Origin of the sequence: Mycolicibacterium arenosum (assembly GCF_024320865.1) — a bacterium.
Lineage (GTDB): Bacteria > Actinomycetota > Actinomycetes > Mycobacteriales > Mycobacteriaceae > Mycobacterium > Mycobacterium arenosum.
The window spans coordinates 200,630-222,803 of the sequence record NZ_JANDBD010000006.1 but is presented as its reverse complement, the minus strand read 5'-3'; the positions used below and the strand labels follow the sequence as shown (position 1 = coordinate 222,803).

Below are 22,174 nucleotides of genomic sequence, written 5' to 3'. Positions count from 1 at the left end.
CTAAGTTCGACCGCATGGACATCGAAGGCAGCATCGCCGTCGTCACGGGCGCGGGTTCGGGAATCGGGCGGGCCCTGGCCACGGCGTTCGCCGCAGCGGGTGCGGCCGTCGTCGCGGGTGACGTCGACCAAGCGGGGCTCGCGGAGACGGTGCGGGGGCTGGACTCCGCGGTGGCGGTCACCACGGATGTCAGCACCACCGACGGCATCACCCGGCTCATCGACGCGGCTCCCGGTCCCGTCGATCTGTACATCGCGAACGCCGGCATCACCGGGGCGCCGGGGCTCGGCGACGACGAGTCCGACTGGGATCGCATCATCGACGTGAACCTGCGCGCGCACGTCCGGGCGGCCAAGCTCCTGGTACCCCAGTGGGAGGCGCGCGGACACGGGTACTTCGTGGCCGTGGCGTCGGCGGCCGGCTTGCTGACGCAGCTCGGCGCCGCGGGCTACGCCGTCACCAAGCACGCGGCGGTCGGCTTCGCCGAATGGTTGTCGATCACCTACGGCGCGAAGGGCATCGGGGTGTCGTGCGTGTGCCCGATGGGGGTGGACACCCCGCTGCTGAACGGCATGGTGTCATCGGACGACCCGGCGACGAAACTCGCGGCTGCCGCGGTTCGGCAGGCCGGCGAGGTGCTCGGTCCGGAGCGGGTGGCCGAGCTGACCGTGGAAGCCGTTCGCGCCGAGCGCTTCCTGGTCCTACCGCACCCGGTCGTGCTCGACATGTACCTGCAGAAGGGCTCCGACTACGAGCGCTGGATCGCGGGGATGCGGCGCTACCAGACCGCACTCGAGGGCTGAACCCGCAAGTGGGTGTCCGTTCGGCGCCGATGAAGGAGAATGGTGTGGTGCCGAATTCACCGCTATCCGAATCAGCCAGGGAAATGCTGAGCAAGGCCAATCCGGCGGTCATCTGCACCGTCCGCAAGGACGGGCAGCCCGTGTCGGCCGCTACCTGGTATCTGCTACGCGGCGACCAGGTGCTCGTCAACATGGACGAGGGCCGCGTCCGCCTGAACCATCTCCGGAACGATCCCCGCGTCTCGCTCACGGTCATCGACGACGGTGACTGGTACACCCATGTGACAGTCATCGGGCGGGTCACCGAGATGTACGACGACGAAGGCCTCGCCGACATCGACGCACTGTCCCGCCAGTACACCGGCGAACCCTACGGCAATCGCGACCGCGCTCGCGTCAGCGCGTTGATCACCGTCGACCGGGTCAGCGGATGGGGCGCGCAGAAGAACAACGACCAGGCGACGGGCCGGCCGACCGACTGACCGCCCTGACATAACCTGAGGGCATGACAGCCGATACGTCGGTCGCCGTCATCGGCCTCGGACCGATGGGGGCACCGATCGCCCGCAACCTCGTCACGGCCGGCTTCGACGTCGCGGTGTGGAACCGAACGCGTTCGGTGGCAACGGCGTTCGAGCCCGACGCCCGCGCGCCGGAACGTCTCGAGGACCTCGACTCGACCGTGATCCTCTCCGTGCTCCCCGACGTCGACCACCTCGAGTCCCTGGCGACGGCCAACGTGCTGACCACGTGGCAGACCGCGGGCACCCGCCGCCTGGCGATCATGAGCACCACCTCGCCGGACAAGGTGAAGCGCTTCGCGTCCACCGCAGCGCCGTACGGGATCGACGTCATCGACGCGCCGATGAGCGGCGGCGACAAGGGCGCTCGCGACGCGACGTTGAGCGTCATGCTCGGCTGTTCGGAGGAGGCCCTGGTTTCGATGGAGCCGATCCTGCGCGCGACGGCGCGGACCATCGAGCGGATGGGGGACGTCGGCGCGGGTGCGGTCGCGAAGCTCTGCAACCAGGTGATCGTCGCGTCGAACCTGGCGGCCATCGGTGAATCCCTGGCGATCGCACGAGCGTACGACCTCGACCTCGATAAGCTCGTGCGGATCTTCGACGGCGGACTCGCCGGAAGCACCGTGCTGACGCAGAAAGCCGACAAGTTCCTCGGGCGCAGCTATGACCTCGGTGGGAGCGCCGAGAACCAGCTCAAGGACCTCGGGTACGCACACAGCGCGGGAGACGCGGTCGGCGTCCGCAGCGACATGCTGGCGGTCGTGCACGACCTCTACGCGGAGGCGGTTCGTGCTGGCTTCGGCGATCGGGACCACTCGGTTGTTCAGGAGCTGTTCCTCGGCGAGTCGACTTAGTCGAGCAGCTCGCCGTCCCTGTCGCACGCATCGGCCCGCTCGATGAGTCGCGCCAGGATCGGCAGCGCCACCTCTGCAGCGAGCCACAGCGCCCTCCCCTCCTCCGGCGGCAACGTGTCGAGGAACTCGTCGAGACGGGCGCGGCGCACGTCCCTGCGGTCGTTGAGCAGGGCGGTTCCCGCGGCACTGACTGCGACGAGTGCCACCCGGCCGTCCTCCGGATCCTCATGGCGCACAACGAGACCCTGACGTTCGAGCCGCTGCACCAGCTGCGTCATCGACGGCTGACTGACGCCCTCCCGCGCGGCCAGCGTGGTGAGGCGGGCCGGGCCTTCGCGGTGCAGCCGGTTCATCGCGTAGGCCGCGGCCGTGCTGAGCCCCGCCCGGTCGGCGAGGTACCGGACGGTCAGGTCCGTCGCGTGATCCAATGCGTCACCGATGCGTTCGACGCGCTCTGAAGGCTTCCTCGTCATAGGTCCTTCAATGTAGGCGGCTACCGCGCGACGGGGGGCGCCGACGGCGACAGGAAGTGGTGGTCGCCGCGCGGATAGACGATCTGCGGCCACCAGAACCACCTGCCCAGCATGGTGGCGATCGAGGGCATCAGCAGCGACCGCACGATGAAGGTGTCGACGAGGAGGCCGATGGCGATGGTCGAGCCCATCTGAGCCAGCACGGTCAGATCGCTGAACATCATGCCCGCCATGGTGGCCGCGAACACCAGGCCTGCGGATGTGACGACACCGCCGGTGCCCGCCATGGATCGGATGTAGCCGGTCTTCAGGCCCGCGTGGATCTCGTCCCGGAACCGCGACACCAGGAGCAGGTTGTAGTCCGAGCCGACGGCCAACAGGATGATGACCGACATCAGCATGACGAGCCACTGCACCTGGATGCCGAGCAGGTCCTGCCAGATCAGCACCGAGATGCCGAACGACGCGGCGATCGAACTCCCGGCGGTGCCGACGATGACCAGCGACGCCACGGCGCTGCGCGTCAGGATCAGCATGATCATGAAGATCAGCGTCAGCGCCGACACCACGGCGATCATCAGGTCGTACCTGGCGCCGTCGGACATGTCCTTGTACGTCGCCGCGACGCCGCCGAGGTGGATCTTGGCGTTCGACAGCGAGGTCATCTTCAAGGCGTCCTGCGCTGCCTTGCGTTCGGACTCGACGCGCGCGATGCCGTCCACGGTCGCGGGGTCCGTCTCGTGGGTGATGAACATGCGCGCCGACTTGCCGTCCGGTGACAGGAACATCTTCAGGCCGCGTTCGAAGTCGGGGTTCGTGAAGGCCTCCGGCGGCAGATAGAACAGGTCGTCGTTCTTGGCGTCGTCGAAGGCCGCGCCCATCGCCAGCGCGGTGTTGTTGGACGCCTCCATCTGGTCGAGGAGCGTCTTCTGCGAGTTGTACGACGCCAGCGACATGTCCCTACTGGTCTTCATCGTCGCGATCGTCTGAGGCAGCAGCGCCGTGAGCTTCGGTGCGAGGTCCGCCAGCTGATCCGTATTCGTCTGCACGCCTTCGGTTTCGTTGGTCACCTCGTCGATGCTGTCGAGGGAGTCGAACAGTGACCGCCCGGCCGCGCACAGGGGGATGTCGAAGCAGTGCGGCTCCCAGTAGAAGTAGTTGCGCATGGGCCGGAACGTGTCGTCGACGTTGGCGATGTTGTCGCGCAACTGCTTCGTCGTCTCCAGCAGCGCCGCCGACTTGGCCGCCGAGTCCTGCGTGAGCTGGGTCTGCTGCAGCGACAGCTGGTACTGCTGCTCCATGATGGCGATCGACTGGTTGGTCGCGTCGATCATCTTGAGCTGAGTTGCCAGCTGATCCCGCTGGAACGGCAGGTTCAGGTTGCTCGTCTGCCCCTGCACGCTCGTCTGAAAGGGAATCGAGCTGTGCTGGATGGGGATTCCGAGCGGCCGCGTGATGTTCTGCACCATGGCGATGCCGTCGGTGTGCATGACGTTGCGTGCGATCGAGTTCAACACCAGCATGTCGCCGGGATTGCGCATGTCGTGGTCGGCCTCGACCATCAGGATGTCGGGATTCATCCGAGCCTGGGAGAAGTGCCGGTCGGCGGCCTCGAATCCGACGTTCACCGGCGCGCTGTCGGGCAGGTAGTAGCGGTCGTTGTAGGCCGGCTTGTAGCCGGGGATCGCCACGATGCCGATCAGCACGATGAACAGACTGGCCACGAAAATCGGTGCGGGCCAACGGACCACGGCGGTGCCGACCTTGCGCCAGAACCTGCTCTGCGGCGGCCGCTTCGATTCGTAGAGGCCGACCTTGCTGCCCAGGTACAGCACCGCGGGGCCGAGCGTGACCGCGATCAGGACCACGACGACCATACCGATCGCGACGGGTGCGCCCATGGTGCTGAAGTACGGCAGCCGGCAGAAGCTGAGGCAGAACGTCGCGCCGGCGATGGTCAGGCCGGAGCCGACGATGACGGGCGCCACGGATGTGAAGGTGGCGTAGTAGGAGTCGTCCCGGTCCAGCCCCATGCCGCGGTCTTCGCGATAACGGCCGAAGAGGAAGATGCCGTAGTCGGTCGCCGCGGCGATCGCGAGCATGGTGAGGATGTTCCCGGCGAACGTGGTGAGGCCGAAGGCGCCGTTCGTGGCCAGCACCGAGACCACGCCGCGTGCGGTGAGCAGCGCCAGGAACGTCAGGAACAGCTGGATCAGCGTCGTGACGATCGAGCGGTAGACCACCAGCAGCATCAGCGCGATCGCGGCCAGGGTGATGATCGTGATCTCGGCCAGGCTCTCGTTGCCGATGACGTGGAGGTCGTCGGTCAGCGCCGCCGGACCGGCGACGTACGCCTGCACGCCCGGTGGGGATGTCGTCTCCGCGATGACCTTGCGGACTGCGTCGACGCCCTCGTTGGCTAGCGTCATGCCCTGCTCGCCTGCCAGGTTGATCATCACGTAGGCGGCTTTGCCGTCGGCGCTCTGCGCTCCGGCCGCGGTCAGCGTGTCACCCCAGAAGTCCTGGATGTGCTGGATGTGTTCGGGGTCCTGATGCAGCTTTCTGATGATCTCGTCGTAGTACCGGTGCGCGTCCGGGCCCAGCGGCTGCTGGCCCTCCACCACGACCATGATCGTGCTGTTGGAGTTGAACTCCTGAAAGTTGCCGCCCATCAACTTCATGGCCTGCATCGACGGCGCGTCCTCGGGAGCCATTGGGGCCGCGTGCAACTCGCCGACGACCTCCAGTTGAGGGGCGACGACGTTGACGACAACGGCGAGGGCGATCCAGAAGATGACGATCGGGATCGACAGGATGCGCAGGAGGTGCGCGAAGTACGGCCGGTGGCCGCGGGCGGAGTCCGGCGCTGCGGTGTGGGTCATGCGGACTTCACCAGGCAGTACGTCTGGGCGTTGACCCCACTGGCCGACTGCTCTTCGCGGACGGTTCCGTTCACGGTGACGCGGCATCCGATCTGGTCACCGTCCGCCCGCGCCATCAGGCTGGCGAAAACGGTGGGCAGCGTGGTGGACACGGTCACCGTCCACGGCAGCGGAGCGCTGACCTCGTGCACCTTGGCGTCCGGGTCGAAGTAGCCGATCTGGGCGGTGTCCCCCTGTGCGCCGTACACCTCGTACGTCACGACTTTGGGGTTGAACTGCACGATCTCGATACCGGCACCGGCGTTGGCGTTGAGGTCCCGGGACGCGAACTCCCCGTGCAGTCGCGACACCACCAGGCCCGCCACCGCCAGCACCACGACGAGCACCAGCGGGATCCAGATCTTCGCGAGACCCGACAGGCCGCGTCCCGCCCATCGCCCCGCGGGCACCGATTTCACCCGCACACCAGGCCTATGCGCACCACGGGGATATCTATATCACTATGGCTATATACATGCCAAGACGGGCGCGCACCACGTCGTTCCCGCCGGAGCCCGCGCAACTCGCCTAATTCACAGCATCTTTCAAGGTTTCATCGAGCAGACTGACGGCCACCGTGCAGCTTCAGTGCATTGGTCGGTTTGTCCCATATGCATAAGCAACCGCATGCGATTGGCTAGCGTCGGCGCAGTGCGAGCCTGAATCCGTCGGGCATCAGGGTCAGCCGTTCGGCGACCTTCAGCTGATATCCGGGGTCGGCGAGCAGGTCGTAGCGGCGCACCAGGACCGCCAGCATGAGGATCGCCTCGTGAATCGCGAACTGCCGCCCGATGCACGACCTCGGACCGGTGCCGAACGGCTTGTACAGTCCGGCCGGCCGGGTGCGGACCCGCTCGGGCTCGAAGCGATCCGGGTCGAACTCGTCGGGATTCGTACCCCAGCGCGGGTCGCGGTGCAGCACCGGGGTCAACGCCAGCGCCCAGTCCCCTTTGCGCATCGGGTACCGGCCCGCCAGCAGGGTGTCCTCGCGGGCGCCGCGGTAGTACCCCGGCACCGTGGGCTGCAGTCGCAGCGCCTCGTCGAACACGCGCCGCACGTATCGCAGCTTCGTCACCTGCTCGAACGACGGCCGGGGCTCGTCACCCCACACGGTGTCGATCTCCGCCCTCGCCTTCTCCACCGCCTCCGGGTGTCGCGACAGGAAGTACAACGCGAACGACATTGCGCCCGAAGTGGTTTCGTGTCCCGCAACGAGGAAGTTCAGCAGCTGGTAGCGGATGTTCGCGAAGTCGAGTTCCGAATCCAGCATCAGATCGAGCAGGTCCGGCTCGGCGGCGTCCCGGCCGCGGGCGCGCTCGCGCAACCGGACGGCGATCACCTCGTCGGCCACCGCGGACATCGCCTGCGCGTGCCGTCGCACCGGAATCTCGGCCAGTCGGGCGAACGCCTTCGGCAGATAACTTCCCCGCAGCGCCCCGAGCCGGTCGCACCCCTTGAGCCCCTTGACCATGTGCCCGACGAAGGGGTGCATCTCACTGCGGGTGAGCGCATCGAAGGAGTACCCCGCCGCGCACCGCCCGATGGTCTCGAGGGTCACCCTGGTCGTGTCGGCGGAGACGTCCACCGTTGCGGTGCCGACGGAGCCGTCCCACAGCGCGGTGAACTCGTCGCCCACGTCGAGCATGGTGGCGTGGTAGCGGCGCATCGCGGATTGGCTGAAGGCGGGCATCAGAAGCTGATGTGCGACATGCCAGTTCGGCTCGTCGTTGTACGCGGTGAACAGACCGTCACCGCCGATGACGCGCAGCGCCTCGATGTCGGTGCCGAGGTGCTTGCAGAACCGCGTCTCGTCGTTGAGGTCGATGACGTACTCGGCGCCGGCGGCGACGACGTACCGAACCCCCAGCGCCTCCAGCTCGAACAGCGGACCGAGTTCGGCGGCCAACGCCACGGCCGATTGCGTCGGCGTGTCGAAGTCGAACGCGAAGAGATCGCCGATTACCGGAACCCGCCCGCGCGGATGAGGCAGCGGCGGACGCGTCGGGGCGCGCATCGTCATGACGCCAGCGTCCGCCCTTATTCCACATGTGTCAAGTAAGTGCGTGCCCCGCCTGAAGCGACCGCGCTCATCGATCCGCGGGGAAGTCGACGGGATACGGTTCGGCGAAGTCAGCCGACCTACCCACCTCGGCCCAGATGCGATCCTCGGCGAGCAGGGATTCGTCCTGGCGGATCGAGCCGTCGACGGCGTTGACGCCGAGCGGGAGGTGGTACGGCAGGTGCGTGCGCCGTGACATGCGGACCAGGATGTCGGCCGCGCGGGCCGGATCACCCGCGGCGACGGCATCGCTCGTCCGCACCGTGTTCATCGCGCCCACCGTGTCGGCGTAGATGTCGGGAACGTCGGCGATCTCCATGGACGAACCCGCCCAGTCGGTGGCGAAGCCACTGGGTTCGACGACGAGGACCCTGATCCCGAACGGCGCCGTCTCGGTTCGCAGGACGCGGGAGAAGCCGTCGATCGCGAACTTCGCCGCTTGGTAGGACGCGATGCCCGCCGATCCCCCGACCCGCCCGCCCATTGAGGAGAACTGAATGATCAAGCCGCCCTGCTGTTCTCGCAGCACGGGAATGGCGGCCTTCGAGACGTTGTAGACGCCCCAGAAGTTGGTCTCGAACTGCGCGCGGAAGTCCTCCTCGTCACCGGTTTCGATCGGCGCGACGTTCGCGTAGCCGGCGTTGTTGACGATGACGTCGATCCGGCCGAAGCGCTCCCGCGCCGCCAGGATCGCCGTACGGGCCGCAGCGGCGTCGGTGACATCGAGCTGCAGCGGCAGGATGAGATCCCCGTAGACGTCGGCCAGGTCCGCGAGCTGATCGGGGCGTCGTGCGGTCGCCGCGACCGCATCGCCCGCCTCCAGCGCGGCTCGGACCAGTTGGCGGCCGAATCCCCTAGTGGACCCCGTGATGAACCACACCTTGCTCATGTTCTCCTCCACTTCACTGTGCGACGGCGCGCTGGTGCGCGGCCGTGTATCGATCCCCGACGATGCGGCCGGGCGCGAACATCGAACTCAGGTAGGCGGTTTCGTCGGCACTGATCGCCACCGACGTGGCGGCGAGGTTCTCCCGGACGTACTCGACGCGCTTGGTCCCCGGAATCGGGACGACGTCCAGCGGCTGAGCCAACAGCCAGGCCAGCGCCAGTTGACCCGGCCGGCAACCCTTCTCGGCCGCCAGTTCGGCGAGCGCCTCGACCGGTTCGAGGTTCGTGGCGAGATTGTCAGCCGAGAACCGCGGATTGGTGGCGCGGAAGTCGTTCGCCGCGAACGTGTCACCGGGCTTGATCGCACCGGTGAGCGCCGAGCGGCTCAAGGGACTGAAAGGGACCAGGGTGATGCCCAGTTCGCGGCACGTGGCGGTGATCCCCTCTTCGACACGTCGTTCCCAGAGCGAGTACTCGCTCTGCAGCGCGGTGATCGGATGGACCGCGTGCGCCCGGCGGATCAGGTCGGACCCGACCTCGCTCAGTCCCAACGCACGCACCTTGCCCGCGGTGACCAGCTCGGCCATCGCCCCCACCGTGTCTTCGATGGGGACACCCGGATCGAGCCGGTGGCAGTAATACAGGTCGATGACGTCGGTGCCCAGGCGGCCCAAACTCGCCTCACACGCCGCACGGATGTACTCGGGGCGCCCGTCGAACGTCACGCCGTCACCACCGGCGTTGACCTTCGCACCGAACTTCGTGGCGAGCACGACGCGGTCACGGCGCCCCTTGATCGCCGTTCCGATCAACCGCTCGTTGTGCCCGAACCCCCGGACGTTGTCCGCCGTGCCGATGTCAGCGGCGCCGTAGACGTCGGAGGTGTCCAGGAAGTCCACGCCGAGGTCGATCGCCTCGCGAATCGTTCCGACGGACTCACGGTCATCGGCATCGCCGTAGAACTGCGACATCCCCATGCAGCCCAGACCGATCGGGCGCACCACCAGATCCGAATGCCCGAGGTGCACCCTGGCCGAGCCGTCGATCGCTGCGGACACCATGTCCACCACCATCCTCTCATAAGTGAGAGTTATACTCTCAGAAGAGTCAACCCGGAGGCGGGGCGCAACATTCCCGCACGCGATGACCAGGAGAAAGCGGGGCGAGGCGATGCGTCGTGATGCCGTGATCAACCGCGAACGGCTCGTCAGTGCCGCTGAAGCCGTGTTCGCCGACCGTGGGCCGGAGGCCACCCTCGACGACGTCGCCAAGGCAGCCGATGTGGCGCCCGCGACGCTCTACCGCCGGTTCGCCAACAAGGACGCCCTGGTTCGGGAAGTCCTCACCGGATTCTTCGGCCGATTGATCGGTGCCGCCGAGACCGCCGCTCTCGCACCGCCGGAAGCCGGCCTGCAGCTATTCCTGGAGACCGTGGGCGTCGAGCTGGCCGAGAAGGGCGGCCTCTCCGCGCCCCGATGGGGCGAACTCGCGCCGCGGCACCTCGTCGAACAGCTGCGAGACCTATCGACTGAGTTGCTCGTTCGCGCCCAGCGGCAAGGGTCGATACGCGACGACGTCACCCCCGACGACATCACCACCGCCGTGTGGGCGCTGCGCGGGGTCATTCACTCCGAACGCTCCGACCCGGAGCGACGCGGACGCGAGTTGTGGAGGCGCCACTTGGAGACGATCATGCGGGGCTTCCGTACCGCATCTCCAGCTGCGCCGACGACGTGACCGGGTGTCGGGATCCGAGCCGCAGATGCTTAGTTGAGGTAACGTTCAGGGGTGAATCTCGGTCCGTGGGGTGATCTCACGATTCTCGCCGCCGTGATGGAGGTCGTGTTCGCCACGTGTGTGTTCGTGTACATCGGTCGGCTGGACAGGCGAACCTCGCACCCGATGGGTGAGCAGGTCGGCGCCCACAAGGCGGTGCTGGCGAAAGTCCGCAGGCGCGAACCGCTTTCGCAGGACGAGTTCGACTACGCGTCGGAACTGGTCGCCGACGCCCGCTCACCACTCGCGTACGCCATCCCGGCGGCGCTGTTCACCATCGGCTTCTTCTACGTGGTCGGCTGCCTCTTCATGCTCCACCTCGACGGCGGCAACCCCTCGTTCCGGACCTTCATCGGCGGCATTCCGATGCTGACCTCGATGAACATGGCCGTCCAGCTGCGCAAGGTCGCCGCCTTGAAGGGCAAGCTGGCGCAGCCCTACCTCTGCGGTACCGGGCGCTGACGGACGTTCAGCGGCCACCAGAACCACCGGCCCATCAGTGCCGCCACCGCCGGGGTCATGAAGGACCGCACGATCAACGTGTCGAACAGCAGGCCGAGGGCGATCGTCGTGCCGATCTGTCCGAGGATCAGCAGGTCGGCGAAGATGAACGACGCCATGGTCGCCGCGAACACCAGACCCGCGGCAGTCACCACCGACCCGGAGCCCGCCATTGCGCGGATGATGCCGGTGTTCAGCCCGGCGCCGATCTCCTCCTTGAATCGGGAGATCAGCAGGAGGTTGTAGTCCGAACCCACCGCCAGTAGCAGGATGATGGCCAGTGCCAACACGATCCAGTACAGGTCGACGCCGATGATCTCCTGCCAGATGAGCACCGACAGCCCGAACGAGGCGCCGAGGGACAACGCCACGGTGCCGACGATGACGATCGCGGCGACGATGCTGCGGGTGATGAACATCATCACCAGAAGGATCAGGCTGAGTGCGGCGATCGCGGCGATCACGAGGTCGTACTCGGCGCCGTCCTGAATGTCCTTGTACGTGGCCGCGGTACCGGCGATGTAGAGCTTCGAGCCGGCGAGCGGCGTGCCCTTGACCGCTTCCTGCGCCGCGTGCCGAATGGGATCGATGTGCGAAATGCCCTCGGGCGTAGCCGGAATGCCCTCGTGGGTGATGATCATGCGCGCGGCCTTGCCGTCCGGCGACATGAACAGCTTGAGGCCGCGCTGGAACTCCGGGTTGGTGAACGCCTCCGGCGGCAGGTAGAACGAGTCGTCGGTCTTCGACGCGTCGTACGCCTGGCCCAGTGCCGTCGAGTTCTGCAGCGCCTTCTCGGTCTGGTCGTCGATCCCCGTCGTGGTGGCGTAGTTGGCCAGCAACAGGTCGCGGTTGACGTTCTGGAACCCCGACTGCGGCGGAATCAGCGCGACCAGCTTGGGTTGCAGCGCATCGAGTTTGGCGAAGGCGTCCGCGACGTTGCTCAGGTTGTCGGTCAGCGCGCTGATGCCGTCGAGGGCGTCGAACAGCGACCGCAGCGCCCAGCACGCCGGGATGTCGAAACAGTGCGGCTCCCAGTAGAAGTAGTTGCGCATCGGCCGGAAGAAGTCGTCGAAGTCGGCGATCTTGTTGCGGAGGTCCTGCGTCGTCGCGACGGTCTCCTGGAACGCCCTGGTCTGCTCGTCGATGACCGTGGCGGACTGCTGTTGCAGTGCCAGCTGCTGCCGCAGGATGTCGACCGAGCTGTTGATCACGTCCACCTGTTTGAGGAGGTCGGCGCCGCGGGCCTGTTGGAACGGCAGATTCTGGATCTGCGACGCGCTGCCCGCGCTGATCTGGAACGGGATCGACGTGTGGTCCAGCGGCGTGCCCAGCGGCCGGGTGATCGACTGCACCTGCGCGATGCCGTCGGTGTGGAAGACCGCCTTGGCGACCCGCTCCAGCAGGATCATGTCGGTGGAGTTGCGCAGATCGTGGTCGGCTTCGATCATCAGCAGTTCCGGGTTCAGCCGCGCCTCCGAGAAGTGGCGTTCGGCGGCCGCGTAGCCCACGTTCGCCGGAGCGCTGGCGGGCATGTAGGGCCTGGTGTCGTAACTGGTCTGGTACGCGGGCAGGGTGAGAAGGCCGATCACCGCGATCCCCACCGTCGCCACCAGGATCGGGCCCGGCCAGCGGACGATGGCGGTGCCGATGCGCCGCCACCCTCGGGTGCGCATCGGCCGGGCGGGCTCGAAGAGACCGAAGTGTCGCCCGATGACGAGCAGCGCCGGCGCCAGGGTGAGCGCCGCGATCACCGCGACGACGATGCCGATTCCGGCGGGCACCCCCAGACTGTTGAAGTACGGCAGCCGGGTGAAGGTCAGGCAGAGCACGGCTCCGGCGATGGTGAGCCCGGAGCCCAGGATGATGTGCGCGGTGCCGTGGTACATCGAGGTGAACGCCGAGACGCGGTCCTGCCCGGTGAGCCGCCCCTCGTGGAAGCGGCCGAGCAGGAAGATCGCATAGTCCGTGCCCGCGGCGATGACGAGCAGTGTCAGCAGGTTCGTCGAGTACGTCGACAGTTCGATGACGCCGGCGTTCGCGAGGACGGCGACGACGCCGCGGGACGCGGTCAGTTCGATCATCACCGTGAAGATCACCAGGAAGACCGTCGTGAGGCGCCGGTACAGCACGAACAGCATCACGGCGATCACCGCTAGTGTGATCAGCGTGGTTTTCAGCGTGCCCTGGCGGCCGACCTCGAACTGATCCGTGACAAGGGGCGCGGCACCGGTGACGTAGGCCCGCACGCCGGGAGGCGGCGGCGAGTCGTTGACGATGGCGCGCACGGAGTCGACGGATTCGTTCGCCAACGACTCACCCTGGTTGCCCGCGAGATACAACTGCACCAGCGCCGCTTTGCCGTCGGGACTTTGCGAGCCCGCGGCCGTCAGCGGATCACCCCAGAAGTTCTGGATGTGCTCGACGTGCGTGGTGTCCTTGGAGAGTCTGTCGACCAGGCCGTCGTAGTAGTGGTGTGCGTCGGCGCCGAGCGGTTCGTCGCCCTCCAGGACGATCATCGCCGAACTGTCGGAGTCGAACTCCTCGAACTTCCGGCCGATGTGCTTGCTGGCCTGCAGCGACGGCGCGTCCTGTGGGCTCAACGACACGTTGTGCGTTTCGGCGACGGTCTCCAACTGCGGCACGAAGACGTTCGTCACGACCGCCAGGCACAGCCAGAACAGCGCGATCAGGACCGCGAACCGCCGGATGACGTCCGGAACGCGGTGCATCCGTGACCCTTTCGTGCGGCGGCGTGCTGACCGAGTCGGCGATCCCGTTAGGAATGCTTATCAACTAGGTTGACGGTACGACACGTCACCCGCCGTCACAACACCGGCCGCTTTGCTGGGAGTCGGCTGTGATGCCAGGGCTCGCTAGCCGCCGCTGGTGATCGAGGAAACGTCCTTGGCCGGGATCGGCGCCGGCTGCCCGAGCTGGTCGACGACGAACTGAGCCGCCTGGTCGGCGGTCCCGTTGCTCGCGTAGGCACTGTGCGCGGCCCGGTTCAGCCCACCGGGCGAGCAGATCGGGTCACCGTCGTCGCACAGTTGGATGGTCTTCGCGGCGTAGGCGGCGCCGACGGTGATCGGCGGAGCGGAGTGATCCAGCAGTCCGAGGATGTAGGGCTGAGGCGTCCCGAACAGGACGACGGCGGCGATGTGTGAACCGACCGCGGCGGGAATCGGGCCCGAGATGCCCTGTGGCAGTGCGTATCCGGCGGGCACGTCGTCGGTGACCGTGTATCCCGCCACGGCGGCGCCCTGCGAGTACCCGCCGAGCACGATCTTGGTGTTCGGGCAACCGGCCGCGATCGACTCCACGCGATCGGTGGCGTCCACGACACCCTGCGCCGCGTCCGGAAACGACAGTGACGCCGGGTAATTCACGCCGTAGACGTCGACGCTCCGCCCCGGTACCCGAGCCTCGAGGGCGTTGACGAACGCCTGCCCGGTGACGCCGACGCCGGGCGCCTCGTTCGTGCCGCGTGCGAAGACCACCTCGATGTCGGAGCACGCCGGCGTCGTGTCGGCCGAGGCCACCCCGACGGCCTGCCATCCCGCGGCGGTCACGGACGCCAGGGCGGCTGTCGCCAGCGCCGCGCGGGTCAGGTTGCGGTTCATGTCGTGCCCCTTAATCGAGTCGTCAACTTGTGGCTCAAGCCTTTCGCGATCAACCCTCGGGCACATCGCTGCGGACCCCCACGGGCGGCTACCGGGTAGCAGGTACGGGCGTCGCGTCTTGACGTGCGCCCTTCGCGAAGCTTAGTGTGACCCCACTCACGAATTGAAACGTTTCAACGCAGGAGGTGGCCATGAGCGTGGCGGCGGGACCGCAGCGGGTGTGCTTCCTGCTGCATCTGCGGCCCGACCGCATCGAGGACTACCTCCGTGCGCACGACGTGGTCTGGCCCGAGATGCTCGACGCTCTGCGGGCCGCGGGCTGGCACAACTACTCGCTGTTCCTCCGACCCGATGACGGCCTGGTCGTCGGGTATCTCGAAACCGACGACTTCGCCGCCGCGCAGCAGCGCATGGCCGCCACCGACGTCAACGACCGCTGGCAGGCGGACATGGCGCAGTACTTCCGCAGCAAAGGCGCCACTCCCGATCAGCTGATGCAGCCGCTTGCCGAGTACTTCCATCTCGACTAGAACCAACCCACCGCTCAAAGGACTGTCATGAAAGTAGGGGCCCGCTCCACGACCGGCTGGCGCGCGACGATCGCGGTCGCCATGTCGAACTACATCGAGGCCGGATCGATCATCGCCATCGCGACCAGTCTGGCGTTCTGGCAGGCCGAATTCGGTCTCGGGAACTTCGCCGTCGGCCTGCTGGCAGCCCTGAGCGCCAACGCTTTCGGCGCGGCGATCGGCGCCATCCTCGGGGGCCCGCTCTGTGACCGCTTCGGCCGCAAGGCGATCTACACCTATGACCTGCTGGTCTACATGGTGGGCGTGCTGCTGGCCACGTTCGCCGTCAACTACACGATGCTGCTCGCGGCGTTCGTCATCACCGGGATCGCCGTCGGTGCCGGCGTCCCGGCGTCGTGGACCTACATCGCTGAGCAGGCGCCGTCGGAGGGACGAGCCAAGCACGTCGGCACCGCCCAGCTGGCCTGGTCGATCGGACCCCTGATCGGTTTCGGGCTCGCCGCCGCCCTGGCGCCGATGGGCCTGCTGGGGTCGCGGCTGATCTTCCTGCACCTGTTCGTCGTCGCCGCCGCGGTGTGGTGGGTCCGCCAGGGCCTGCAGGAATCGCAGATCTGGGCGGACGAGGCGAAGGGGAATGTCGACGTCACGTCCGCGGTCGGCCTGCGCGGCCTGAAAGGCCTGTTCTCCCGCAGGGTCAACATCACCGCGCTGCTGTTCCTCGGCGGCATCTACCTGTTCTGGAACACGGTCGCCGGCCAGGCCGGCATCTTCATGCCCCGCGTGTACGACACCGCAGGCCTGCACAGCCCCGTCGCGCAGAACCTGCTCCAGGTGCTGGTCTGGGGTTGTACCGTCGCGGCGACCTACTTCGGGTTCATGCGCTACGCCGACCGGGTGTCCCAGCGGTGGTTCTACGCGGGCGGCGCCGCGCTCGGCATCGCCGGGTGGGCCGTGCTCGTCGCGTTCACCGACGGCGGCGTCCCGACCATGCTGATCTTCGCCGTGCTGTGGGGCGTCTCCAGCGGCATTGGCGCACAAGCCTTCTACAGCCTGTGGGCCAGCGAGATGTTCGCGACGCCGTACCGGGCCAGCGCGCAGGGCGTCATGTTCTGCGTGGTGCGCACCTTCACCGGCCTGCTCAGCTACTTCTTCCCCACGCTCCTGGTCGCGATCGGCTTGACCGGCGTCGGCTTGCTGCTCATCGGCCTGCTCGCCGTCGCACTGGTGATCGGCGCGGTGTGGGCACCCTCGACGCGGGGAAAGACGCTGCGCCAGATCGAGATCGAGCGCTACGGTGAGACGATCGATTCCGCAGCCGCTCAGTCCAAGGCCGTCGCATGAGCCACTCCCTGCTCGACAATCTCAGGATCGAACTCCCGTCCTGGGCCTTCGGTAACTCGGGCACCCGGTTCAAGGTGTTCGGCACGCCCGGCACGCCGCGGACCGTCGAGGAGAAGATCGCCGACGCCGCCACCGTGCACCGGTTCACCGGCCTGGCGCCCACCGTCGCGCTGCACATCCCGTGGGACAGGGTCGACGACTACGCGGCCCTCGGCACCTACGCCGCCGACCACGGCGTGCGCCTGGGCACCATCAACTCCAACACCTTCCAGGACGACGACTACAAGTTCGGCAGCCTGACGCACACGGACAAGGCGGTGCGCCAGAAGGCGATCGACCACCACCTGGAATGCATCGAGATCATGGGCGCCACGGGATCGCGTGACCTCAAGATCTGGCTCGCCGACGGCACGAACTACCCCGGCCAGGGGGACATCCGCGGTCGGCAGGACCGCCTGGCGGAGTCGCTGGCCGCGATCTATCAGCACATCGGCGAGGGGCAGCGACTCGTCCTGGAGTACAAGTTCTTCGAGCCCGCGATGTACATGACCGACGTGCCGGACTGGGGCACGTCCTACGCCCAGGTCAGCGCCCTCGGTGAACGCGCCGCGGTGTGCCTGGACACCGGCCACCACGCCCCCGGCACCAACATCGAGTTCATCGTCGCTCAGCTGCTGAGGCTCGGGAAGCTCGGCTCGTTCGACTTCAACTCGCGGTTCTACGCCGACGACGACCTCATCGTCGGGGCGGCCGATCCGTTCCAGCTGTTCCGAATCATGTTCGAGGTGATCCGCGGCGGCGGCCTCGACGAGTCATCCGATGTCGCGCTGATGCTCGACCAGTGCCACAACGTCGAGGCCAAGATCCCCGGCCAGATCCGTTCGGTGCTCAACGTGCAGGAGATGACCGCCCGCGCGCTGGCGGTCGACACCGACGCGCTGGCCGTCGCTCAGGAAGCCGGAGACGTGTTGGGCGCCAACGACATCTTCATGAACGCCTTCTACACCGACATCCGCCCCGCGCTGGCGCAGTGGCGCACCGAGCGCGGACTACCGGCCGATCCGATGGCCGCCTTCGCCGCATCGGGATATCAGGACACCGTCAACGCCGAGCGAGTCGGCGGAACTCAATCGTCGTGGGGAGCATGACCGGCATGACCAACAAGACCGTGACCGACCTGATCGCCCGATCGAACCGACTCGGGTCGGATCCGAAGAACACCAACTACGCGGGCGGGAACACCTCGGCCAAGGGCACCGATGTCGACCCGGTGACCGGGAAGCCCGTGGAGTTGTTGTGGGTCAAGGGATCCGGTGGCGACCTCGGCACCCTGACCGAGAGCGGCCTGGCCGTCCTGCGGCTGGACCGGATGCGTTCGCTGGTCGACGTGTACCCCGGCGTCGAACGTGAGGACGAGATGGTCGCCGCGTTCGACTTCTGCCTGCACGGCCGTGGCGGCGCCGCACCGTCGATCGACACCGCGATGCACGGCCTCGTCGACGCCGCGCACGTCGACCACCTGCACCCCGATTCCGGGATCGCGCTCGCCACGTCGGCCGACGGTGAGGCGCTGACCAAGCAGATCTTCGGCGACCGCGTGGTGTGGATCCCGTGGCGACGGCCCGGTTTCCAGCTCGGACTGGACATCGCCGAGATCAAGCGGGGTAACCCGCAGGCCATCGGCACCATCCTCGGCGGCCACGGCATCACCGCATGGGGTGACACCTCCGACGAGGCCGAGGCGCGGTCTCTGGAGATCATCGACACCGCCCAGCGCTACATCGAGGCCAACGGCGCGTCGGCGCCCTTCGGTGCTCCGGTGGCCGGTTACGGCGCACTGCCGGAGGCGCAGCGCGTGAGCAGGGCCGCGGCGCTGGCCCCGTTCGTCCGGGGTCTGGCATCGGCGGACCGGCCACAGGTGGGCCACTTCACCGATGACCCACGTGTGCTCGAATTCCTTGCCTCCGAGAAGCATCCGCGCCTCGCCGCGCTGGGCACCAGCTGCCCCGACCACTTCCTGCGCATCAAGGTCAAGCCCCTGGTCCTGGATCTGCCCGCCGACGCGCCGATCGATGACGTGAAGGCGCGGCTGGCCGAGTTGCATCAGGCGTACCGCGCCGACTACCAGGCGTACTACGACCGGCACGCGAGCCCGGACAGCCCGGCCATTCGCGGCGCCGACCCGGCGATCGTCCTGATCCCCGGCGTCGGCATGTTCAGCTACGGCAAGGACAAGCAGACCGCGCGGGTGGCGGGCGAGTTCTACCTCAACGCCATCAACGTCATGCGCGGCGCCGAGGCCATCTCGACGTACGCACCGATCGAGGAGTCCGAGAAGTTCCGCATCGAGTACTGGGCGCTGGAGGAGGCCAAGCTGGCACGGATGCCCCAGCCCAAGCCGCTGGCGACCCGCATCGCGCTGGTCACGGGCGCCGCCTCCGGTATCGGCAAGGCCATCGCCACGCGCCTGGCGGCCGAGGGCGCGTGCGTCGTGATCGCGGACCTCGATGCCGCCAAAGCCCAGGCGGCTGCCGAGGAGATCGGCTCGACCGACGTCGCCGTCGGGATCGCCGCCGATGTCACCGACGAGCGGGCCGTGCAGGCGGCCGTCGACGCGACCGTACTGGTCTTCGGCGGCATCGACATCGTCGTGAACAACGCCGGACTGTCGCTGTCGAAGTCGCTGCTGGAGACCACGGCCGCCGATTGGGACCTGCAGCACAACGTCATGGCCCGCGGATCCTTCCTGGTGTCCAAGGCGGCCGCGCGGGCGCTGATCGACCAGAAGCTGGGCGGCGACATCATCTACATCTCGTCGAAGAACTCGGTGTTCGCCGGGCCCAACAACATCGCCTATTCGGCGACGAAAGCCGATCAGGCGCACCAGGTTCGGCTGCTGGCCGCCGAGCTCGGCGAACACGGCGTCAAGGTCAACGGCATCAATCCCGACGGCGTGGTCCGTGGGTCGGGCATCTTCGCGGGGGGTTGGGGCGCCAAGCGCGCCGCCGTGTACGGCGTGGACGAGGAGGATCTGGGCGAATTCTACGCGCAGCGCACACTCCTCAAACGCGAAGTGCTGCCGGAGAACATCGCCAACGCCGCGTTCGCGCTGTGCACGTCGGACTTCTCGCACACCACCGGTCTGCACGTGCCGGTCGACGCGGGCGTGGCGGCCGCGTTTCTGCGATGAGGGGTCACCTCGCGGCGGTCGACCTCGGTGCGACGAGCGGACGGGTCGTGGTGGCCGGTGTCGGTCCGGGAGCGCTCGGCATCCGGGCGGTGGCCAGGTTCGCCAACGATCCGGTGTACCTGTGGAACGGCCAGCGCTGCGCGATGCACTGGGATGTGCCGGGGCTGTTTCGCAACGTGTGCTCTGGCCTGGCCGAGGCGACGCGGCAGCATCCCGACCTCGTCGGCATCGGCGTCGACTCGTGGGCCGTCGACTACGGGCTGCTGCGGCGCGGGACGCTGGCGGGGCTCCCCCACCACTATCGCGACGCCCGCTGCGAGCAGAGCGCCGACCGCGTGCACGAGCGGATATCCCATCGGAGCCTGTACGCCCGCAACGGATTACAGTTCCTGCCGTTCAACACCCTCTACCAGTTGGCCGGCGACACCGCGCTGGACGCGGCGGATCAGGCGCTGCTGATCCCCGACCTGATCGGCTACTGGCTCACCGGGCGGGCGGTCACCGAACGGACCAACGCGTCCACCACCGGATTGCTCGGCGTCGACGGCCGCTGGGACGACGAGCTGATGGAGCTGCTCGACATCCCGGCCGGGCTGTTCCCCGGCGTCGTCGATCCCGGCACCGAACTGGGCCCGGTGCTGCCCGACCTCGCCGCGCTGACCGGCATCGCGGGCCGCCCGCACGTCAGCACCGTCGCGTCGCACGACACCGCCTCGGCGGTGGTGGCCGTGCCGATGGCCCCGGAGGCCGGCGTCTATATCTCGTGCGGAACGTGGGGACTCGTCGGCGTCGAACTGGACCGGCCCGTGCTCACCGAGGCGGCGCGGGCGGCCAACTTCACCAACGAGGTCGGCGCAGACGGCCGAATCCGATTCCTGCGCAACACCATGGGCCTGTGGTTGCTGAGCGAGTCGATCAAGTACTGGGAGCGCGACGGTGCCGCCATCGACCTCGCCGCTCTGCTCGAGCAGGCCGCCGCCGGCCCCGCCCCCGGCGACGTCTTCGACACCGACGACCCCGTGTTCGCGGCACCGGGAGACATGCCGGGTCGTATCGCGACGTGGTACACCACCCGCGGCTTGGCACCGCCGAGCACGCAGGTCGAAACGGTGCGCGCGATCATCGAGAGCCTCGCCACCGCCTTCGCCGACCGCGTCGCGACCGCATCGCTGCTGTCGGGCACACCCGCGCGCACCGTGCACATCGTCGGCGGCGGCGCGCAGAACCGATTGCTGTGCCAACTCATCGCCGACCGGGTGGGAGCCCCGGTCATCGCCGGGCCGGTCGAAGCCACCGCCCTCGGGAACGTTCTGCTCCAGGCGCGCACGCACGGGCTGTTGACTGGCAGTCTGGAGGCTCTGCGCGGAAACGTCACCGATGACCTGCTGGTCGGCCGGTACGCGCCTCGCGTGGCGTCGACAGGAAGGGTTCGAACATGAAACGCCGGATGCCGAAGGCCGCCGACCTCGCGCCGCTGATGCAGTTCAAGAAGCCGCAGCTGAACGCCAAGACGCGGCGGCTGGAGAAGGCCCTGACCATCGAGGACCTCCGCCGCATCGCCAGGCGGCGCACGCCCAAGGCGGCGTTCGACTACACCGACGGCTCGGCGGAAGCCGAGCTGTCGATTGCCAGGGCGCGACAGGCGTTCTCCGACATCGAGTTTCAGCCCGCGATTCTGCGCGACGTGTCGACGGTCAGGACCGGCTGGGAGGTGCTCGGCGGACCGGTCGCCCAGCCCTTCGGCATCGCGCCGACCGGATTCACCCGGATGATGCAGACCGAGGGCGAGATCGCCGGTGCGCACGCGGCGGGCCGGGCGGGCATTCCGTTCTCGCTGTCGACCATGGGCACGTCGTCCATCGAGGATGTCGCCGAAGCGAACCCGCAGGGCCGCAACTGGTTCCAGCTCTACATGTGGAAGGACCGGGACCGTTCGATGGCCCTGGTCGAGCGGGCGGCGGCCGCCGGCTTCGACACCCTGCTCGTCACGGTCGACGTCCCCGTGGCGGGAGCGCGGCTGCGGGACAAGCGAAACGGCATGTCGATCCCGCCCGCGCTCACCCTGGGCACCGTCGTCAACGCCCTGCCGCGGCCGCAGTGGTGGATCGACTTCCTGACCACCGAGCCACTGGCCTTCGCCTCGCTGGATCGCTGGTCGGGCACCGTCGCCGAACTGCTCGACACGATGTTCGACCCGACCGTCACCTTCGAGGATCTCAGCTGGATCACCGCGCAGTGGCCGGGCAAGGTCGTGGTCAAGGGCATCCAGACCGTGGCGGATGCGCGCCGGGTCGTCGACCTCGGCGTCGACGGCATCGTGCTGTCCAACCACGGCGGCCGCCAACTCGATCGCGCACCGGTGCCGTTCCACCTGCTGCCCGACGTGGTCGCCGAGGTCGGCAACGACACCGAGGTGCTATTGGACACGGGCATCATGTCGGGTGCCGACATCGTCGCGTCCATCGCGCTCGGAGCCCGGTTCACGCTGATCGGGCGGGCCTACCTGTACGGGCTGATGGCGGGCGGCGAAGCCGGCGTCGACCGGACGATCGCCATCCTCTCCGAACAGGTGGCCAGGACCATGCGACTGCTCGGCGTCACATGCCTCGAGGAGCTCACGCCCCAGCACGTCACCCAGCTCATCCGCCTCGCGCCCCGGCCCCGGCTGGTAAACCATCTGGTGAGATAGGACGC

19 protein-coding genes are annotated in these 22,174 nt (G+C 67.7%); 11 read left to right on the top strand and 8 right to left on the bottom strand.

Annotated features, from left to right (window positions below):
• The first annotated feature begins 14 nt into the window (after positions 1-14).
• Genes NM203_RS16310 through NM203_RS16300 form a run of 3 tightly spaced genes read left to right on the top strand, consistent with a single transcriptional unit; the run spans position 15 to position 2,181 of the window.
• The gene (locus tag NM203_RS16310; RefSeq protein ID WP_255061055.1) at positions 15-803 is read left to right on the top strand and encodes an SDR family oxidoreductase; all 789 of its coding nucleotides are present in this window, start codon (positions 15-17) and stop codon (positions 801-803) included.
• A 47-nt stretch (positions 804-850) separates the two neighbouring features.
• Positions 851-1,285, top strand: coding sequence for a PPOX class F420-dependent oxidoreductase (locus NM203_RS16305; protein ID WP_255061240.1), 435 nt, complete (start codon positions 851-853; stop codon positions 1,283-1,285).
• 23 nt (positions 1,286-1,308) lie between these two features.
• Entirely contained in the window at positions 1,309-2,181 is an 873-nt protein-coding gene (locus NM203_RS16300; RefSeq protein ID WP_255061054.1) for an NAD(P)-dependent oxidoreductase, read from the top strand.
• Here the strand turns inward: NM203_RS16300 and NM203_RS16295 are convergent.
• From NM203_RS16295 to NM203_RS16270, 6 genes are all read right to left on the bottom strand, one after another.
• Positions 2,178-2,654 carry a MarR family winged helix-turn-helix transcriptional regulator gene (locus NM203_RS16295; RefSeq protein WP_255061053.1) on the bottom strand — a complete coding sequence of 159 codons (477 nt, stop codon included), beginning with the start codon at positions 2,652-2,654 and terminating at the stop codon, positions 2,178-2,180. The two genes, NM203_RS16300 and NM203_RS16295, sit on opposite strands and share 4 nt — an antisense overlap.
• Positions 2,655-2,674: 20 nt before the next feature.
• Positions 2,675-5,536 carry an MMPL/RND family transporter gene (locus NM203_RS16290; protein WP_255061052.1) on the bottom strand — a complete coding sequence of 954 codons (2,862 nt, stop codon included), beginning with the start codon at positions 5,534-5,536 and terminating at the stop codon, positions 2,675-2,677.
• Positions 5,533-5,994: an MmpS family transport accessory protein gene (locus tag NM203_RS16285; RefSeq protein WP_408633363.1), complete on the bottom strand. Its 462-nt coding sequence runs from the start codon at positions 5,992-5,994 to the stop codon at positions 5,533-5,535. Before NM203_RS16285 ends, NM203_RS16290 begins: the two co-directional genes overlap by 4 nt.
• 218 nt (positions 5,995-6,212) lie before the next feature.
• Positions 6,213-7,595, bottom strand: coding sequence for a cytochrome P450 (locus NM203_RS16280; RefSeq protein ID WP_255061050.1), 1,383 nt, complete (start codon positions 7,593-7,595; stop codon positions 6,213-6,215).
• A 67-nt stretch (positions 7,596-7,662) separates the two neighbouring features.
• Positions 7,663-8,523 (bottom strand): SDR family NAD(P)-dependent oxidoreductase, encoded by an 861-nt coding sequence (locus NM203_RS16275; RefSeq protein ID WP_255061049.1) that lies wholly within the window; start codon positions 8,521-8,523, stop codon positions 7,663-7,665.
• A 13-nt stretch (positions 8,524-8,536) separates the two neighbouring features.
• Positions 8,537-9,583 carry an aldo/keto reductase gene (locus NM203_RS16270; protein ID WP_255061048.1) on the bottom strand — a complete coding sequence of 349 codons (1,047 nt, stop codon included), beginning with the start codon at positions 9,581-9,583 and terminating at the stop codon, positions 8,537-8,539.
• Between the two features lie 82 nt (positions 9,584-9,665).
• Between NM203_RS16270 and NM203_RS16265 the strand changes: the two genes are divergently transcribed.
• Both NM203_RS16265 and NM203_RS16260 read left to right on the top strand, forming a co-directional pair.
• Positions 9,666-10,259: a TetR/AcrR family transcriptional regulator gene (locus tag NM203_RS16265; protein WP_255061047.1), complete on the top strand. Its 594-nt coding sequence runs from the start codon at positions 9,666-9,668 to the stop codon at positions 10,257-10,259.
• A gap of 51 nt (positions 10,260-10,310) precedes the next feature.
• Positions 10,311-10,760 (top strand): hypothetical protein, encoded by a 450-nt coding sequence (locus NM203_RS16260; RefSeq protein ID WP_255061046.1) that lies wholly within the window; start codon positions 10,311-10,313, stop codon positions 10,758-10,760.
• Here the strand turns inward: NM203_RS16260 and NM203_RS16255 are convergent.
• Both NM203_RS16255 and NM203_RS16250 read right to left on the bottom strand, forming a co-directional pair.
• Positions 10,736-13,528, bottom strand: a complete 2,793-nt coding sequence (locus tag NM203_RS16255; protein WP_255061045.1) for an MMPL/RND family transporter — start codon at positions 13,526-13,528, stop codon at positions 10,736-10,738. The two genes, NM203_RS16260 and NM203_RS16255, sit on opposite strands and share 25 nt — an antisense overlap.
• 144 nt (positions 13,529-13,672) lie before the next feature.
• Complete coding sequence (locus tag NM203_RS16250) at positions 13,673-14,419, bottom strand: cutinase family protein (RefSeq protein ID WP_255061044.1); 747 nt, start codon at positions 14,417-14,419, stop codon at positions 13,673-13,675.
• Between the two features lie 191 nt (positions 14,420-14,610).
• Between NM203_RS16250 and NM203_RS16245 the strand changes: the two genes are divergently transcribed.
• From NM203_RS16245 to NM203_RS16220, 6 genes are read left to right on the top strand one after another with little or no spacing between them, the layout of a single operon-like run.
• On the top strand, positions 14,611-14,949 hold the full coding sequence (locus NM203_RS16245) for an L-rhamnose mutarotase (RefSeq protein WP_255061043.1): 339 nt from the start codon (positions 14,611-14,613) through the stop codon (positions 14,947-14,949).
• 27 nt (positions 14,950-14,976) lie between these two features.
• Positions 14,977-16,290, top strand: coding sequence for an MFS transporter (locus NM203_RS16240; RefSeq protein WP_255061042.1), 1,314 nt, complete (start codon positions 14,977-14,979; stop codon positions 16,288-16,290).
• The gene (gene rhaI, locus NM203_RS16235) at positions 16,287-17,438 is read left to right on the top strand and encodes an L-rhamnose isomerase (RefSeq protein ID WP_255061041.1); all 1,152 of its coding nucleotides are present in this window, start codon (positions 16,287-16,289) and stop codon (positions 17,436-17,438) included. The genes NM203_RS16240 and rhaI overlap by 4 nt, the downstream gene beginning before the upstream one ends.
• Before the next feature lie 5 nt (positions 17,439-17,443).
• Positions 17,444-19,480: a bifunctional aldolase/short-chain dehydrogenase gene (locus NM203_RS16230; RefSeq protein WP_255061040.1), complete on the top strand. Its 2,037-nt coding sequence runs from the start codon at positions 17,444-17,446 to the stop codon at positions 19,478-19,480.
• Complete coding sequence (locus tag NM203_RS16225) at positions 19,477-20,919, top strand: rhamnulokinase (RefSeq protein WP_255061039.1); 1,443 nt, start codon at positions 19,477-19,479, stop codon at positions 20,917-20,919. Before NM203_RS16230 ends, NM203_RS16225 begins: the two co-directional genes overlap by 4 nt.
• Positions 20,916-22,169, top strand: a complete 1,254-nt coding sequence (locus NM203_RS16220) for an alpha-hydroxy acid oxidase (RefSeq protein WP_255061038.1) — start codon at positions 20,916-20,918, stop codon at positions 22,167-22,169. The genes NM203_RS16225 and NM203_RS16220 overlap by 4 nt, the downstream gene beginning before the upstream one ends.
• Positions 22,170-22,174: the final 5 nt, after the last annotated feature.